The organism is Pseudomonas sp. GG8 (assembly GCF_052976945.1).
The window spans coordinates 3,792,470-3,809,406 of the sequence record NZ_JBRIIP010000001.1; the positions used below are offsets into that span (position 1 = coordinate 3,792,470).

Here is a 16,937-nt window from a genome sequence, read left to right on the forward strand (position 1 = left end):
CGATTTCAATGAAGTAAATGCAGAGTTCGGCTTTCTGCATAAGTTGTTAGTATATGTACATAAGACACGCTGCCCACGTAGGAATGCCATGAGCCAGAGCTTTCTCCCCTTTTCCCGCCCGAGTATCGGTGACGAAGAAATTGCCGCCGTCGAGCAGGTTTTACGCTCCGGCTGGATTACCACAGGCCCGAAAAACCAGGAGCTTGAACAGCAATTTGCCGAACGCGTGGGCTGTCGTCACGCCGTCGCACTCTCGTCCGCCACCGGCGCGATGCATGTCACGTTGCTCGCCCTGGGCATTGGCCCTGGCGATGAGGTGATTACCCCGTCGCAAACCTGGGTGTCCACCGCCAACATGATCTGCCTGCTCGGCGCGACCCCGGTTTTCGTGGACGTCGACCGCGATACCCTGATGACTGACCTCGCCGCCATCGAAGCCGCCATCACCCCGCGTACCAAAGCCATCATCCCGGTGCATTACGCCGGGGCCGCCTTTGATCTGGACCCCCTCTACGCACTGGCCGAGCGTCACGGCATCATGGTGATCGAAGATGCCGCTCACGCAGCGGGCACTCTTTACCGGGGACGTGCGGTCGGCGCGCAAGGCACTGCCATTTTCTCGTTCCACGCGATCAAAAACATGACCTGCGCCGAAGGCGCGATGTTCGTCAGCGATGACGAGAACCTCGCCAACCGGGTCCGCATGCTCAAGTTTCACGGGCTCGGCGTGGACGCCTACGACCGCATGACCCATGGCCGCAAACCGCAGGCGATGGTCATTGAGCCAGGGTTCAAGTACAACCTGGCCGACATGAACGCCGCCATTGCCCTGGTGCAGCTCAAGCGCCTCGACGAGATCAATGCCAAACGCGAGGTCCTGGCCCAGGCCTACCTCAAGCGCCTGGCAGACTTGCCGGTCCAGCCGCTTCTGCTGCCAAGCTATCCGCAGCAGCATGCCTGGCACCTGTTCATTCTGCGCATCGATGCCGAGCGCTGTGGCCTGGACCGCGAGGCGTTCATGAAAGGCTTGCAGGAGCAGAACATTGGCACCGGCATTCATTTTATCGCCACCCACCTGCACACCTATTACCGCAAGCAGTTCCCGTCGGTCCAGTTGCCCAACACCGAATGGAACTCGGCACGCCTGTGCTCGATCCCGCTGTTTCCCGACATGACCCTCGACGACGTCGAGCGCGTTGCGTGTGCTATTGAAACCACTCTGGAACGAAGCCTGTGAAACCTTATCCGATTCAGTGCGTTTCGATCGTCATCCCGGTCTACAACGAAGAGCAGAGCCTGCCTGAGTTGTTGCGCCGCACCGAAGCGGCCTGTGCACAGTTGCACCATGAATTCGAAATCGTTTTGGTCGACGACGGCAGCCGCGACAACTCTGCGCAAATCCTTCAGGACGCCTCGGAGCGTGAAGGCAGCTCCATTGTCGCGGTGATCCTCAATCGCAACTATGGCCAGCACGCGGCCATCATGGCCGGCTTCGAGCAATGCAAAGGCGATGTCGTCATCACTCTGGACGCCGACCTGCAAAACCCGCCGGAAGAAATTCCGCGCCTGGTTGCCCAGGCCGAGCTCGGCTACGACGTGGTGGGCACCGTGCGCAACAACCGTCAGGATTCAGCCTGGCGTCGTTGGCCGTCGCGCTTGATCAATCTGGCCGTGCAACGCTCCACCGGCGTGGCCATGAGCGACTATGGCTGCATGCTGCGGGCGTATCGACGCACGATCGTCGACGCCATGCTGGCCTGCCGCGAGCGCAGTACGTTCATCCCGATTCTGGCCAACAGCTTCGCCCGCCACACCACCGAGGTGCTCGTCCCGCACGCCGAGCGCGAACATGGTGATTCGAAATACAGCCCGATGCGCCTGATCAACCTGATGTTCGACTTGATCACCTGCATGACCACCACGCCCTTGCGCCTGCTGAGCATCCTCGGCTTCAGCATGGCCTTTCTCGGCGTGCTGTTCGCCGTGTTGCTCATCGGTTTGCGCCTGATTTTCGGCGCCACCTGGGCTGGCCACGGCACCTTTGTTTTGTTTGCTGTGCTGTTCGTGTTCACCGGCGGCCAGTTCATCGGCATGGGACTGTTGGGCGAATACCTGGGCCGCATGTACAGCGATGTCCGGGCCCGCCCGCGTTTTTTCATCGAAAAAGTGCTGCGCAGCCCGCCCGCGACGTCCGCTGTAAATGCTAACAGCTCACACCCGTCTTCATCTTCCACTCAGGTCACGTTATGAATCCTAAAGCTGTCGTCTTTGCCTATCACGATATTGGTTGTGCTGGCATCGAAGCCTTGCTCAACGCAGGCTATGAAATCGCTGCCGTGTTTACCCATGCCGACGACCCGAAGGAAAACACCTTCTACGGTTCCGTCGCGCAACTGTGTGCACGCAAAGGCATTCCGGTGCACGCCCCGGAAGATGCCAACCATCCTCTGTGGATTGAGCGGATCAGCAAACTCAACGTCGACTACCTGTTCTCCTTTTATTACCGCCACCTGCTGGGCGAGCAATTGCTGGCCTGCGCGAGCAAAGGCGCCTTCAACCTGCACGGCTCCCTGCTCCCGCATTATCGCGGCCGCGCCCCAGCCAACTGGGTCCTGGTGAATGGCGAAACCGAAACCGGCGTGACCCTGCACCGCATGGTCAAGCGCGCCGATGCCGGCGCTATCCTGGCTCAACAGCGTGTGGCCATCGAACGTGCCGACACCGCCCTGACCCTGCACACCAAGTTGCGCAACGCCGCTGCCAACTTGTTGCGCGACGCATTGCCGCTGCTGGCCCAGGGCAAGTTGACTGAAACCGCCCAGGACGACACCCAAGCGTCCTACTTCGGACGCCGCACCCCGGCCGATGGCCTGCTGGACTGGAAGCGCCCGGCCGAACAGCTGTTCAACCTGGTGCGCGCCGTGACCCAGCCTTACCCTGGTGCTTTCTGCCCGGTTGGCGAACACAAACTGATCGTCTGGAGCGCCGACGTCGTTGCCGGCAATGAAGGCATCGCCCCAGGCCGAGTGATCAGTTCCGATCCCCTGCGCATCGCCTGTGGCGAAGACTCCCTGGTGATCACCGCCGGTCAGCGTGGCGACGCCGGGCTCTACCTCAGCGGCCCGCAACTGGCCCGCGAACTGGGTCTGGTCGAAGGCTCGCGCATGGTCGGCAGCGAGTCGGCACGTGCCGTGCGTCGCACCCGTGTTCTGATCCTCGGCGTCAACGGCTTTATCGGTAACCACCTGTCCGAGCGCCTGCTGCAAGACGACCGCTACGAAATCTATGGCATGGACATCGGTTCCGACGCCATCGACCGCCTGCGCAGCCACCCGAACTTCCACTTCGTCGAAGGCGACATCAGCATCCACTCCGAGTGGATCGAATATCACATCAAAAAATGTGATGTCGTGCTGCCGCTGGTGGCCATCGCCACCCCGATCGAATACACCCGCAACCCGCTGCGCGTGTTCGAACTCGACTTCGAAGAAAACCTGAAGACCGTGCGTTACTGCGTGAAATACAACAAGCGCGTGATCTTCCCGTCAACCTCCGAAGTGTACGGGATGTGTACCGACCCGAATTTCGACGAAGACACCTCGAACCTCATCGTCGGCCCGATCAACAAGCAGCGCTGGATCTACTCGGTCTCCAAGCAATTGCTCGACCGGGTAATCTGGGCTTATGGTCAGAAAGGCCTGCGCTTCACCCTGTTCCGTCCGTTCAACTGGATGGGCCCACGCCTGGACCGTCTGGACTCGGCGCGGATCGGCAGCTCGCGTGCCATCACCCAACTGATCCTGCACCTGGTGGAAGGTACCCCGATTCGTCTGGTCGACGGCGGCGCACAAAAACGCTGCTTCACCGACGTGGCTGACGGCATCGAAGCCCTGGCACGCATCATCGAAAACCGCGATGACAAGTGCAACGGCCAGATCATCAACATCGGCAACCCGGACAACGAAGCCAGCATCCGCCAGCTGGGCGAAGAACTGCTGCGTCAGTTCGAAGCTCACCCACTGCGCTCGAACTTCCCTCCTTTCGCCGGTTTCCGTGACGTCGAAAGCCAGTCGTTCTATGGCACCGGCTATCAGGACGTGACCCACCGCAAGCCAAGCATCGATAACGCTCGCCGCCTGATCGACTGGACCCCAACCATCGAACTGAGCGAAACCATCGGCAAGACCCTCGACTTCTTCCTGCGTGAAGCAATGCTCGAAATCGCGGATAAACGCTGAGGTTACTCTTCAACATCAAGCAGGAAAGCATGAGGCGCCATTTATGGCGCCTCATGCCCTTTAGTGACGGGTTGGACTATCAGTGCTGGAACTTCGACTCATTCAGTCCAGCGCTGAACGTCTTCAGCCTACATCCCTAAGTACAAGGATTTCTCATGGGCGACTATTTCCGTCAATTGCTGACTGTGGCACATCAGCAAACCAGGCTCTTTCAAACCAGGAGCCACTGGCAGGGAGCTCAACGGTCATGATTAAACGCTGGGGCATACCTCTTCTGTTACTCGCCTTTGGCCTGTTTTATCTGCTGCCATTGCCCTTTCACGGCCTCTGGATTCCAGACGAAACCCGCTATGCACAAGCCAGCCAGGAAATGCTCCTGAGCGGCAACTGGGCGGCGCCACACTTCATGGGCCTGCGCTACTTTGAGAAGCCCGCCGCCGGCTATTGGATGATCGCCATCGGCCAAGCGGTGTTTGGAGAAAACCTGTTCGGCGTGCGCATCGCCTCGGCCCTGAGCCTGGGGCTGAGTACCCTGCTGACTTACCTGATGGCTCGTCGCCTGTGGAATACCCCGCGCAAGAGCTTCACCTGCGCCACGATATACATGAGCTTTGGCCTGATCGTCGGACAGGCCGGCTACGCCAACCTTGATCCGCAGTTCACACTATGGGTCAACCTCAGCCTGGTGGCCTTGTGGTATGCCATCGACAGTACCGCACAGCGGGTAAAACTGGCCGCCTGGGCGGTACTCGGACTGGCCTGCGGCATGGGCTTCATGACCAAGGGCTTCCTGGCCTTCCTGCTACCCGTACTGATCGCCCTGCCGTACATGATATGGCAGCGTCGACTCACTGAAATGATGCGCTATGGCTTGTTAGCCGTGCTGGTCGCCGTACTGGTCTCGCTGCCCTGGGTGCTGACCGTACACATGCGCGAACCCGACTTCTGGTCATTCTTTTTCTGGCACGAACACATCCGCCGATTTGCCGGAGACGATGCGCAACACGCTCAACCCTGGTGGTTCTACTTACCGTTACTGATAGTCTCCAGCCTGCCTTGGGCACTGGCGCTGCCCGGGACTTTCAAGCATGCATGGCAGACAAAAAGCCAGCCAAAAATCGCATTTCTGTTGCTCTGGCTGGTGTTGCCACTGGCTTTTTTCAGCCTGAGCCGAGGAAAGCTACCCACCTACATCATGCCGTGCCTGCTGCCCTTAGCACTGCTGATCGGCCACACGCTGACCGGCTGGCTTGAGCAAGCCAGAACGGGGATAATCCGCGCTAACGGGCTGCTGAACCTGGCCCTTGGCCTGATTACGCTACTAACGGTGACTTACCTGCAATTCAAGCAGCCCATCTATGACAATGAGCCGCTTCATCTGACTTTTGTGCTCATTGCACTAGGGATATGGAGCATCGCCAACGCCCTGCAAGTCGCCAGACCATCGACCCTTTTTCTGGCGCCCGCAGTCGGGATGCTGGCGCTGGTCGCCTTGCTGCCTGCAGCACTGCCCAACACAATTATCTACAACAAGACACCTGACGTATTCATCTCCGAGCATGCCCAGGCACTTCGCGAGACCCGCTCGCTCTTGAGCAATGAGCTGGGGGCAGCCTCTGCCTTGGCTTGGCATACCGCACGCCCGGACATAACGTTGTACAACACCGTCGGTGAGACCCAATATGGTTTCACCTACCCTGACGCCAAGGGCCGCGCCGTGACATTAAGTACTGTCCAGCAATGGATGACCCAGGCTCGTCAGAAAGGCTCGGTCGGCGTGGTTATGCGGGTCAAAGATGACGGCGAAAGGCATGAAGTCGATCTACTGCCCAAAGATGGGAAGCGTTATGAACAGGGCAACATCGTGATTTTTATCTTTGCCCAAACGACACCATGACTGTATCCATTGCCGGAAGCCCGTTCTAACGCCTTCAATGACCATTTCCCAGTATTAAAGACGCGCTGAATGACCTTGGTCATTCCGCGCGTGATGACTATTAAATTACGACGCACACGCGGCAACAAACCTTAGGAACTGCGCATGAAAATCAGTGTATTCGGTAGTGGTTATGTCGGTCTCGTGCAAGCGACGGTGCTCGCCGAGGTCGGTCATGATGTCATCTGTATGGACATCGATGAGAACAAGGTCAAGCAGCTTTCCCAAGGCCAGGTAAACATCTTCGAGCCTGGGCTGGCCAATCTTGTTCGGGATAACCTTGAGAGCAAGCGCCTGCATTTCACCAGCGACGAAAAGCTCGCGGTCGAACATGGCGAAGTCTTGTTCATTGCTGTCGGGACACCCTCCGGCGACGATGGCTCGGCAGACCTCAGTTACGTTTTTTCTGTCGGCGATGCGATCGTCAGGCATCGGGTCACCCCCCTGATCATCGTCGAAAAATCCACGGTACCCGTCGGCACCGGCGACGCGTTGCGTGCTCATATCGAAAAAGCCCTGGCGGGACGCCCGCTGGAGTTCGATATCGTCTCCAACCCTGAATTCCTTAAAGAAGGCTCTGCGGTTACCGACTGCCGTAAACCGGACCGCATCGTGATCGGTTGCGAACGTGAAGAAGTGCGTGAGGTCATGCGCGACCTGTATGCGCCGTTCAACCGCAACCACGACCGCATCATGTTCATGGACCTGCGCAGTGCCGAGCTGACCAAGTACGCCGCCAACTGCATGCTGGCGACCAAGATCAGCTTTATCAACCAGATCGCCGAACTGGCCGAGCACCTCGGCGCCGATATTGAATCGGTACGTCTAGGCATCGGCGCCGACTCGCGCATTGGTTACGACTTCATCTATGCGGGCTGCGGTTATGGTGGTTCGTGCTTCCCTAAGGACATGCGCGCCCTGATCCACAGTGCCGACCAGGCTAACTGCTCCAACGATCTGTTGCAGGCAGTCGAAGCGATCAACGAGCGACAGAAGCACAAACTGTTCGATCGGCTCAACGCCTTCTACAAAGGAGACCTCAAAGGCAAGACCTTCGCCTTGTGGGGCCTGGCTTTCAAGCCCAACACCGACGACATGCGCGACGCCCCCAGTCGTGTCCTGCTGGAAGCCTTGTGGGCTGCTGGAGCAAATGTGCGCGCCTATGACCCGGAAGCCATGCAGCAAACCCAACTGCTCTATGGTGACCATCCGGGCCTTGCCCTCATGGGCACGCTGGAATCAGCACTCAGTGGCGCGGATGCGCTGGTCATCTGCACTGAGTGGCAGCTATTCAAGGCGCCCGACTTCGATGAAATTCACAAGCGCCTGAAAGCACCGGTAATTTTCGACGGCCGCAACCTGTATGACGCCGAACGCATGGCTCAAAAAGGCTTTACGTACTTCCCGATGGGCCGAGGCGAGTCATGCAACCTGCCAATCCCGCAACAAAAATGGGATTCCAGCAATCCTCTCTGATTGATTGATCCAGATGCCAGAGCCCTTGTACAAAAGCTCTGGCATCGTTGATCAAGTATTCAGCTATCTAACCCTGAAAAAGTTGACTCTTATTGATGAATAACCTTCTGTTCAAGGGAGGGTTATTCAAAACGTTCTATACGACACATGGACGAACTTAGCGAAGCCCCATCGTTGGTTGCCGAACCCTCTCCAACCTTGCAACGCCTCAACGTAGAATTATCTGTTCAGGCATAAACATCAGCCACTGATCAAGCCTGAACCCATCCTTTATTGATCGCAAAAGCGAACAGGCGCCGATACAGTCCTTCCAACCCCTGCAGCAGTTGCTGTTTGACCTGACCAACGCTTAGCCCTGTGATGACAACCCAACTACTGACGATGGCCACAAGAAAGGCGCCAATGATATCGAATGGAAAATGCACGCCCAGGTAAACACGGGAGGCCCCCACAACGACACCGATCAACACAAGTAAAGCACCGACATTGCGCAAGGCGCTCCAGATAAGTGCCAGCCCCACCGAGAAAAACACCACGGCGTGGTCGCTGGGGAAGGAAGATTCCGCGTCATGGCCCATGAACGTATGCCCCAACTGAATCATAAATGGCCGAGGGTGCATCCAGGCGGCGGCAATCAACTGATTGCAACTCAGGGCAACCAGCAAACTCAGCGTGGCAACCAATACCGCCGCACGGCGTTGCGGGCCTCCCCAGAGCCAAAATCCTGCCAGTAACAAGGGAACACCATAAATCAGCCACTGCGCGACGATAATGGCCACCCACAGCATCCCGGGGGCAGGATCTGCACCAGCATTGATCATTAAAAAAAGTGAACGATTCAATGCTTCCATGTTGCGAGCCACCCTATAAGCAAATTACAAACAGACTATCAATACCCCCCAAACAAAGACCGAACACGTCTAGACACCGACCTCATCAGGAAACTTAAACAGCACCTGGCCATTGAGTTCTGCCGCGCAGCGTTACGAGCACATCGATAACAACATTGCGCACTCATCCGCAAACGCTTCAGTTCAATAACCTCTGAGAGTTTAGATATGCCGCCGTGAAAAAAGAGTGAACGCACTGTAAAGGGAAACGTCGGCCTGAGAAAAGACCGCACTCTCAGCGAGCCCCTGACCACGAGATTAACGGAAATAACATCCACACGAGCATCAACCGCCCATCCGCCATAAAAGTTGGCCGAATTATGCTTTTTTTTTGCCATCCCGACACCAATTTGACAAACCACCCTATAACATTGACGCGCCTTGTCGTGCCGTACGACAAGGCCCGAAATTCCAGGGGGCACTCGGTCGCGTTATGGAAATTATAAGAATGAAGTTTTGGAGAAGCGACAGGGGAGCATTGACACTGTTGCTCGCTGTATCGGCACTGATTCTGTTGCTGGGGCTCGGAGCAAGGGAACTCTGGGGCGCTGAAACCCGCTGGGCTAACATCGCCTTACAGATGATACAAACAGGCAACTATTTCGACCCCTACCTCAAAGGCGCACCCTATTACGACAAACCACTGCCCTCTTATTGGCTGATCACCGCCACGGCAAGTTTGATGGGCGGCCTGAACCACTGGTCATTACGACTGACGTCAGTGATTAGCGCCTGGCTAAGTATCTGGTTGGTCTATCTCATTGGTGAACGCCTCTTCCGCAAAGGCACCGGACTGATCGCCGGCTGGCTGCTGGCGACGACGTTCTTTTTCATCTTCTGGGCACGGGTAGCCACGGCCGATGTTCTTACCGTGTGCGGCGTGCTCGCGGCCGTCTGGTGGTATTGGCGCGGCCCGGATGACACTCGCCTGAGTCGCTACATAGTGTTCTTTGTATTGCTGGCGCTCACGTCCCTGCTCAAAGGCCTGATTGGTTTCATCCTGCCAGGGCTTATGCTGTTGCCGCACGTGCTCAGCGAGGGGCGCTGGAAGCGTCATCTCAACTGGCGCTTGTGCCTGGCGCTAGTGATCGCAGGCGCGCTCTATATGGTGCCATTCATGCTGTCGCACCTGTATGGCACGCCCAGCTACGCCGAGAGCGGCCTGGGCCTGGTCTTCAGGGAGAACGTAGTACGGTTTTTCCACCCGTTCGATAATATCGGCCCGATCTATACCTACCTGCTCTACCTGCCGATCTATACCCTGCCTTGGGCGCCGTGCTGGATACTTGGCCTGTGGCTGGCTCTGCGCAACTGGAAGCAGATCGAACCAAACACCCGCTGGCTGATCTGGGGCCTGGGCTTGCTGTTTGTGTTCTTCACTGCCAGCGGCAGTCGGCGCAGCTACTACGTATTACCTCTGGTGCCATTCGCACAGCTGCTGTCAGCCTGGTGGGTGACCCGACACATGGCCGAACGACGGGCGGCTGGCAAAATCAGCGGTCCAGGCTGGACGAAGGGCATCGCAGCTGCGGCGGTGACACTCTTGCTGGTGCTGGGCATTATCTACCCCTGGACCAACGGTGGTGGCGGCGTCATGCAGTTCACCGCAGACATAAAGGCGCAAGCCAGCAAAAGTGCGCCCTGGAGTCAGTGGCGCATGGTGCTGGTCGAGGTCGACAATAAACTGCCGATGTACCTGCAAAATAAAGGCGCACCTTTTTACTATGTTCCGGAAAGCGAGGATTTTCCGCGCGACGGTAACAGCGCCGCATTCATGGCATGGCTAGAGAAGAAAAGCGGCGAGACATGGGACCCGCAGCACACGATCATCATCACCCAGTATCACGATATTCATCAGCTGCCTCTTGGCTACCTGGCCGCCGACCATCAGGTAATTACCACTAAGCCGAATAACGGCGCCCGACTGTTCCATGTCCGCGAATCCGGCAGCGTTGCTTTTGTCCCGGGAACATCTGCCGCAGACGCACCCCTGCCGTGATCGAAAACGACCGCGACATCGGACTCACCAAAGGAGTGAACGATCAACGCAATTAGCCCGCCGATGGATTTCGGAAGTCTACCGGCCTGGAGCGGAGGTAGACTTTGTCGACGCGGGCACAGGGACACCCCTGATTGCTGGCTCCCGATGATAATCGGGAGCACAACCCCAAGCTTCAGCGATTAGTTTTGGGTATTTAGAAAGCAAAAAAAAGCGACCCTAAGGTCGCTTTTTGTTGCTTCAAGGAGTTCAAGGGCCTTGAAGCTTAATATGGCGCAGCGGACGGGACTCGAACCCGCGACCCCCGGCGTGACAGGCCGGTATTCTAACCGACTGAACTACCGCTGCGCGTAACACTGAGAAGGATTGGTGGGTGATGACGGGATCGAACCGCCGACCCGCTGCTTGTAAGGCAGCTGCTCTCCCAGCTGAGCTAATCACCCTTCACTCTCGGTGTGGCGCGCATTCTATATAGCGACCCTATCTCTGGCAAGCACTTTTTTAAATAATTTTTATAATCCTGCCAAAGGCTTAGCACAGGGTTGGCCGCAGAGGCCGAGGAGCGAATAATGCCCCCACTTTGTACAAAGGAGAGATTCACCCCATGTGGTTCAAAAACCTGCTTATCTATCGCCTGACCCAAGATCTGCCTTTTGATGCCGAGGCGCTGGAAACCGCATTGGCGACCAAACAGGCTCGCCCTTGTGCCAGCCAGGAGTTGACCACTTACGGTTTCGTCGCACCGTTCGGTAAAGGTGAGGACGCTCCTCTGGTTCACGTCAGTCAGGACTTCCTGCTGATTGCCGCACGCAAGGAAGAACGCATTCTGCCTGGCAGCGTGGTGCGTGATGCATTAAAGGAAAAGATCGAAGAGATCGAAGCCGAACAAATGCGCAAGGTCTATAAGAAGGAGCGTGATCAGATCAAGGATGAAATCATCCAGGCCTTTCTGCCCCGCGCCTTTATTCGTCGCTCGGCGACCTTTGCTGCCATCGCGCCGAAACAGGGTCTGATTCTGGTTAACGCCTCCAGCCCGAAACGCGCCGAAGACCTGCTCTCCACCCTGCGTGAAGTGATCGGTTCGCTGCCGGTACGCCCACTGACGGTGAAAGTCGCGCCAAGTGCAACCATGACCGAATGGGTCAAGTCCCAGAAAGCGGCTGACCACTTCTTCGTCCTCGACGAGTGTGAACTGCGTGATACCCATGAAGATGGCGGCATCGTGCGCTGCAAGCGTCAGGATTTGACCAGCGATGAAATCCAGCTGCACTTGAGCACCGGCAAGGTGGTCACCCAGCTGTCGTTGGCCTGGCAGGACAAGCTGTCCTTCGTGCTGGACGACAAGATGGTGGTCAAACGCCTGAAATTCGAAGACCTGCTGCAAGATCAGGCCGAACAGGACGGTGGCGAGGAAGCCCTTGGCCAACTGGACGCCAGCTTCACCTTGATGATGCTGACCTTCGGCGAATTCCTGCCTGAGCTGTTTGAAGCGTTGGGCGGCGAAGAACTGCCACAGGGCATCTAAGCCATCAGCTGTCATGCGCTACCCGTTGCGGTAGCGCATTTCCCCTCTAATAAAAAAAGGAACAAGCCATGCGTGCGCTGGCTGCGTTGAGTCGCTTTGTCGGGAATACCTTCGCCTATTGGGTGCTGCTGTTTGCAGTGTTGGCGTTTGCGCTGCCCGAATGGTTTATCGGTTTAAAAAGCGCCATCGTGCCGCTCCTGGGCCTGGTCATGTTCGGCATGGGCCTGACGCTCAAGCTCGATGATTTTTCTGAAGTCGCTCGCCATCCATGGCGTGTGGCCTTAGGGGTGGTCGCGCATTTCGTGATCATGCCCGGCGTCGCCTGGCTGCTGTGCCAGGCGTTTCATCTGCCCGCGGAGATCGCTGTGGGCGTGATTCTGGTGGGTTGCTGCCCGAGCGGCACCTCCTCCAACGTCATGACCTGGCTGGCCCGTGGCGACCTGGCGTTGTCGGTCGCTATCGCCGCAGTGACCACCCTCCTCGCCCCGCTGCTGACACCCGCGTTGATCTGGTTGCTGGCCTCGGCCTGGTTGCCGGTGTCTTTCATGGACATGTTCTGGTCGATTCTGCAGTTGGTCTTGTTGCCAATCGTGCTTGGCGTTGTCGCACAACGCGTGCTCGGCCATCGAGTCAAAGCGGCGGTGGACGTCTTGCCGCTGGTATCCGTGGTCAGCATCGTATTGATCGTCGCAGCGGTGGTTGCCGCCAGCCAGGCGAAAATCGCTGAGTCAGGCCTGTTGATCATGGCGGTGGTGATGTTGCACAACAGCTTCGGCTTTGTGCTCGGCTATTTCACCGGCAAGCTGTTCAAGCTGCCGCTGGCGCAGCGCAAATCCCTGGCACTGGAAGTCGGCATGCAAAACTCCGGGCTGGGCGCTGCATTGGCCAGCGCCCATTTCTCGCCGCTGGCCGCCGTGCCCAGCGCGCTGTTCAGCGTCTGGCACAACATTTCCGGCGCCTTGCTTTCTACGTATTTCCGGCGCATGAGTGAAAAAGCGGACCGAGAACTCGCCACTCGGTCCGTTACCGACTAGCCACTTTATCGATACCTGACTTGCCCCCGAATCGTTTATGTGCAAAATACTGCGCACAGCCAGGACGACCTGACTGGTCCATCAGGAAAAACGATTCGGGGACGACCCCTTTATAGGAGGTCATCATGTCTTGGATCATTCTGTTTTTCGCCGGTCTGTTCGAAGTCGGTTGGGCCGTCGGCCTGAAATACACCGAAGGCTTCACCCGCCCTTTGCCTACAGCCCTCACCGTCGCGGCCATGTTGGTCAGTTTGGGCCTGCTCGGTCTGGCCATGAAAGAACTGCCGCTGGGCACTGCCTACGCGATATGGACCGGTGTCGGTGCGATAGGCACCGTGATCGCCGGGATCATTCTGTTCGGTGAGTCCACGGCGCTGTTCCGCCTGGCCAGTGTGGGCTTGATTCTGTGTGGACTGGTGGGGCTCAAGCTGAGTGCTTGAGGTTGCACTACGCCAGATCAACTACCGAACGGTGCCCCGCAACTCCGCAACTCGCGCCTGCAAACTCGCTGGTAACGCCGCCTCCATTGCCACGGCGGGCCCGGCCACCACGGTGATGCGCGACCACAGCCGACGAAAGACTCCCTTGTTCGGATCTCGGCTGAAGAAACTACCCCACAAGCCCTGCAAGGCCAGTGGAATCACTGGCACTGGGGTGTCTTGCAGAATCCGGCTCAGGCCACCTTTAAATTCATTGATCTCCCCGTCAGCAGTCAGCTTGCCTTCAGGGAAGATGCACACCAGCTCACCATTTTTCAGGTATTCAGCAATTTTTTTGAAGGCCTGATCGTAGATCGCCAGGTCTTCGTTGCGCCCGGCAATCGGGATGGTGCCAGCGGTGCGGAAAATGAAGTTGAGCACCGGCAGGTTGTAGATCTTGTAATACATCACGAACCGAATCGGCCGCCGCACAGCCCCGCCAATCAACAGCGCATCGACAAAGGACACATGGTTGCAGACCAGCAGCGCCGCACCTTCTTCCGGAATCAGCTCCAGGTTGCGATGCTCGACGCGGTACATGGAATGGCCGAGCAGCCAGATCATGAACCGCATGGTGAACTCGGGCACGATCTTGAAGATGTAGGCATTCACCGCGATGTTCATCAGCGAGATCACCAGGAACAGCTGCGGAATCGACAGTTTGACCACACTGAGAAGCACGATCGAGACGATGGCCGACACCACCATGAACAGCGCATTGAGGATATTGTTGGACGCGATGACCCGCGAACGCTCGTTCTCGACGGTGCGCGACTGGATCAGTGCGTACAGCGGCACGATATAGAAGCCGCCAAAAACACCGATGCCCAGCACATCGCTCAGCACCCACCACGCCTGACCATAAGACAGCACCGTCAGCCAGTCATTGGCCTGAACGTTTTGTGGAAAGCCGCCCGAATGCCACCACAGCAGCAGCCCGAACACGGTCAGGCCCATCGAGCCGAACGGCACCAGACCGATCTCTACCTTGCGCCCGGACAACCGCTCGCACAGCATCGAACCCAGTGCGATGCCGATGGAGAACACGGTGAGAATCAGCGTGACCACGGTCTCGTCGCCATACAGCCACTCTTTGGCGTAGGCCGGAATTTGCGTCAGGTAAATCGCGCCGACGAACCAGAACCAGGAGTTGCCGACAATCGAGCGTGACACGGCCGGCGTCTGACCCAGTCCCAAACGCAAGGTGGCCCAGGATTGACTGAAGATATTCCAGTTCAGGCGCATTTCCGGCGAAGCCGCCGCTGCGCGCGGGATGCTGCGACTGGCGATATAACCCAGACACGCCACCAGCAAGATCGCTGTCGCAACGATCGGCGCGTAGTGCGCGGAAGACATCATGATCCCGGCGCCGATGGTACCGGCCAGAATCGCCAGGAAGGTGCCCATTTCCACCAGCCCGTTGCCACCGACCAATTCATCCTCATGCAAGTGCTGCGGCAGGATCGAGTACTTCACCGGCCCGAACAACGCCGAGTGCGTCCCCATGGCGAACAACGCCAGCAACATCATCCACAGGTGGTTGAGCATGAACCCCGCCGCGCCCACCAGCATGATCGCGATTTCGCCCAGTTTGATCAGGCGGATCAAGGCATCCTTGGCGTATTTCTCGCCAAACTGACCCGCCAATGCCGAGAACAAAAAGAACGGCAGAATGAACAACAGCGCACACAGGTTGACCCAAATCGAGCGATCGCCGTCGATGCTCAGCTTATAGAGAATGGCGAGGATCAATGATTGCTTGAGGATATTGTCGTTGAAAGCCCCGAGGGACTGGGTGATGAAAAACGGCAGAAACCGCCGTTTTCCCAGCAAACTGAATTGCGACTGACTCATCGTCCGTGTACTCGAATAGCGCCGGGGTCGGCTTTTTAATTGGAGTGTCTATGTCGACTCCGAGCCACATTGGAAACGTTACGCAAGCAGATGTCGATAGGACGCGTCTGGTTTGATCGTCTCCCACGTCTTTAATACTCACTTGACCCCAGCACCCAACCCCGCAATACAAGGTGAAACGAACAGCTCTCCTTTATAGGCACCACACACGGTCCGACTCATGACGATCAGCCACAATATCGCCAGACAGCACACCAACGCACAACCGGCCAGCGAGAAGAATGTCAGGTGCAGCCTTGCTGCAAGCTTTAGGGTCGCCAATGCGTAGACACCCAATGGAAAGGTGAATCCCCACCAGCCGAGGTTGAACGGGATGCCGGTGCGCAGGTAGCGCACGGTAATAAGCACGGCCATCAGCATCCACCACAAGCCGAATCCCCACAGTGTGATACCCGCCACCAACCCGATACCATCCGCCATCTCTCCGAGCCCGGGCAAACCGTTGGCCGCAAAAATCGCCGGTGCGTCTGCGCCCATCAACAACATGCCCAACGCTCCGGTGCCAATCGGACCCAACGCCAGCCAACTCGAAGCGGCCATGTTTTCGTGGGGCAATTTATGCAGGGCCATGCGCAACAACAGAATGGACAGGATGCTGAACGCTACGGGTACCGAGAACGCCCACAACACGTAGCTGGTGATCAGCACGCCGAATTGCGCGGAGGCGTCGGTCAGATGGGGTGCCAGCAGACCACCACTGGCTGCCGCCACCTCAGCCGCGACCACGGGTAACAACCACACGGCCGTCATCTGGTCGATACTGTGCTCCTGACGCGTAAACATCATGAACGGAATGGCCACCCCGCAGGCCAGCGCCATAGCCACGTCCAGCCACCACAGCGTCTCGGCAATAGGCACTATAGCTCCGCCCCATCGAGGTAGGCCGAAGAATAGAAAGCCGTTGATAATGGTCGCCAGCCCCATGGGGATGGTGCCGAAAAACATCGACACCGTAGAGTGCCCAAACACTCGCCGCGCCTCATTGAAAAACAGCACCCAGCGCGCCATATACACGAGACTGAAGAGCACGAAGAGCGCGATATTGAACAGCCACAACCCCTCGGCCAACAGGTGCAAACCCGGGATCTGCACGGGCAATTGCCCCAGCGTCAGGGCCAGAATGCCGGTACCCATGGTCGCGGCGAACCAATTCGGGGTGAATTGGCGAATCACTTCTCGCGGATGACTCAGCGTGTTCAACGGCAGATTACGTTGGTTGGCAACGGCGTATGGCGCAGGCGTATCAAGGCAAGGCATGCTCTTCTCCAGTCCTCCTATGAGGTGAAATGAGCTTATAGTTCGATTGCATATCTATATAACGGGTAATTTCTCTATAGGTCATCTATTTTACCTATATGCAACACCGCAGACCTCGTCCTGCGGCACCAGGCCGCGCCAAGACCTTGGTCGGCACTGACGAACCCTGAACATCATGCGAGACTGTCC

At 57.5% G+C, this 16,937-nt stretch carries 12 protein-coding genes and 2 tRNA genes; 9 read left to right on the top strand and 5 right to left on the bottom strand.

Annotated elements, in window-relative coordinates; genetic code table 11:
• The first annotated feature begins 88 nt into the window (after window positions 1–88).
• The 5 genes from arnB to ACVBEG_RS18340 all read left to right on the top strand — a co-directional run bounded on the left by arnB (window position 89) and on the right by ACVBEG_RS18340 (window position 7,650).
• The gene (gene arnB / locus ACVBEG_RS18320) at window positions 89–1,237 is read left to right on the top strand and encodes a UDP-4-amino-4-deoxy-L-arabinose aminotransferase (protein WP_322178224.1); all 1,149 of its coding nucleotides are present in this window, start codon (window positions 89–91) and stop codon (window positions 1,235–1,237) included.
• Complete coding sequence (arnC, locus tag ACVBEG_RS18325) at window positions 1,234–2,250, top strand: undecaprenyl-phosphate 4-deoxy-4-formamido-L-arabinose transferase (RefSeq protein WP_443691991.1); 1,017 nt, start codon at window positions 1,234–1,236, stop codon at window positions 2,248–2,250. The genes arnB and arnC overlap by 4 nt, the downstream gene beginning before the upstream one ends.
• The gene (gene arnA / locus ACVBEG_RS18330) at window positions 2,247–4,238 is read left to right on the top strand and encodes a bifunctional UDP-4-amino-4-deoxy-L-arabinose formyltransferase/UDP-glucuronic acid oxidase ArnA (protein ID WP_322178222.1); all 1,992 of its coding nucleotides are present in this window, start codon (window positions 2,247–2,249) and stop codon (window positions 4,236–4,238) included. The genes arnC and arnA overlap by 4 nt, the downstream gene beginning before the upstream one ends.
• Window positions 4,239–4,485: 247 nt before the next feature.
• Window positions 4,486–6,135, top strand: coding sequence for a lipid IV(A) 4-amino-4-deoxy-L-arabinosyltransferase (arnT, locus tag ACVBEG_RS18335; protein ID WP_322180511.1), 1,650 nt, complete (start codon window positions 4,486–4,488; stop codon window positions 6,133–6,135).
• Window positions 6,136–6,279: 144 nt separating this feature from the next.
• Window positions 6,280–7,650, top strand: coding sequence for a UDP-glucose dehydrogenase family protein (locus tag ACVBEG_RS18340; protein WP_322180513.1), 1,371 nt, complete (start codon window positions 6,280–6,282; stop codon window positions 7,648–7,650).
• Between the two features lie 251 nt (window positions 7,651–7,901).
• On the opposite strand, the gene ACVBEG_RS18345 is transcribed toward ACVBEG_RS18340, so the two are convergent.
• Window positions 7,902–8,501 (bottom strand): phosphatase PAP2 family protein, encoded by a 600-nt coding sequence (locus tag ACVBEG_RS18345; protein ID WP_322217260.1) that lies wholly within the window; start codon window positions 8,499–8,501, stop codon window positions 7,902–7,904.
• 487 nt (window positions 8,502–8,988) lie between these two features.
• On the opposite strand from ACVBEG_RS18345, the gene ACVBEG_RS18350 reads away from it, so the two are divergent.
• Window positions 8,989–10,539, top strand: a complete 1,551-nt coding sequence (locus ACVBEG_RS18350; RefSeq protein ID WP_447108169.1) for an ArnT family glycosyltransferase — start codon at window positions 8,989–8,991, stop codon at window positions 10,537–10,539.
• 271 nt (window positions 10,540–10,810) lie between these two features.
• Here the strand turns inward: ACVBEG_RS18350 and ACVBEG_RS18355 are convergent.
• Together ACVBEG_RS18355 and ACVBEG_RS18360 are read right to left on the bottom strand one after the other, a co-directional pair.
• Window positions 10,811–10,887, bottom strand: a tRNA-Asp gene (locus ACVBEG_RS18355).
• A 19-nt stretch (window positions 10,888–10,906) separates the two neighbouring features.
• A tRNA-Val gene (locus tag ACVBEG_RS18360) sits at window positions 10,907–10,982 on the bottom strand.
• Between the two features lie 161 nt (window positions 10,983–11,143).
• Between ACVBEG_RS18360 and rdgC the strand changes: the two genes are divergently transcribed.
• From rdgC to sugE, 3 genes are all read left to right on the top strand, one after another.
• Window positions 11,144–12,064, top strand: coding sequence for a recombination-associated protein RdgC (gene rdgC / locus ACVBEG_RS18365; RefSeq protein WP_219061542.1), 921 nt, complete (start codon window positions 11,144–11,146; stop codon window positions 12,062–12,064).
• Window positions 12,065–12,132: 68 nt separating this feature from the next.
• The gene (locus ACVBEG_RS18370; RefSeq protein WP_322180519.1) at window positions 12,133–13,098 is read left to right on the top strand and encodes a bile acid:sodium symporter family protein; all 966 of its coding nucleotides are present in this window, start codon (window positions 12,133–12,135) and stop codon (window positions 13,096–13,098) included.
• Between the two features lie 125 nt (window positions 13,099–13,223).
• A complete protein-coding gene (gene sugE / locus ACVBEG_RS18375; protein ID WP_322180521.1) occupies window positions 13,224–13,538 on the top strand; it encodes a quaternary ammonium compound efflux SMR transporter SugE in 315 nt (104 codons plus the stop codon).
• A 21-nt stretch (window positions 13,539–13,559) separates the two neighbouring features.
• Here the strand turns inward: sugE and ACVBEG_RS18380 are convergent, their stop codons facing one another.
• Window positions 13,560–15,431, bottom strand: a complete 1,872-nt coding sequence (locus tag ACVBEG_RS18380; protein ID WP_447108170.1) for an MFS transporter — start codon at window positions 15,429–15,431, stop codon at window positions 13,560–13,562.
• Between the two features lie 138 nt (window positions 15,432–15,569).
• Window positions 15,570–16,748, bottom strand: a complete 1,179-nt coding sequence (locus tag ACVBEG_RS18385; RefSeq protein WP_322180525.1) for a TDT family transporter — start codon at window positions 16,746–16,748, stop codon at window positions 15,570–15,572.
• Between the last annotated feature and the right edge of the window lie 189 nt (window positions 16,749–16,937).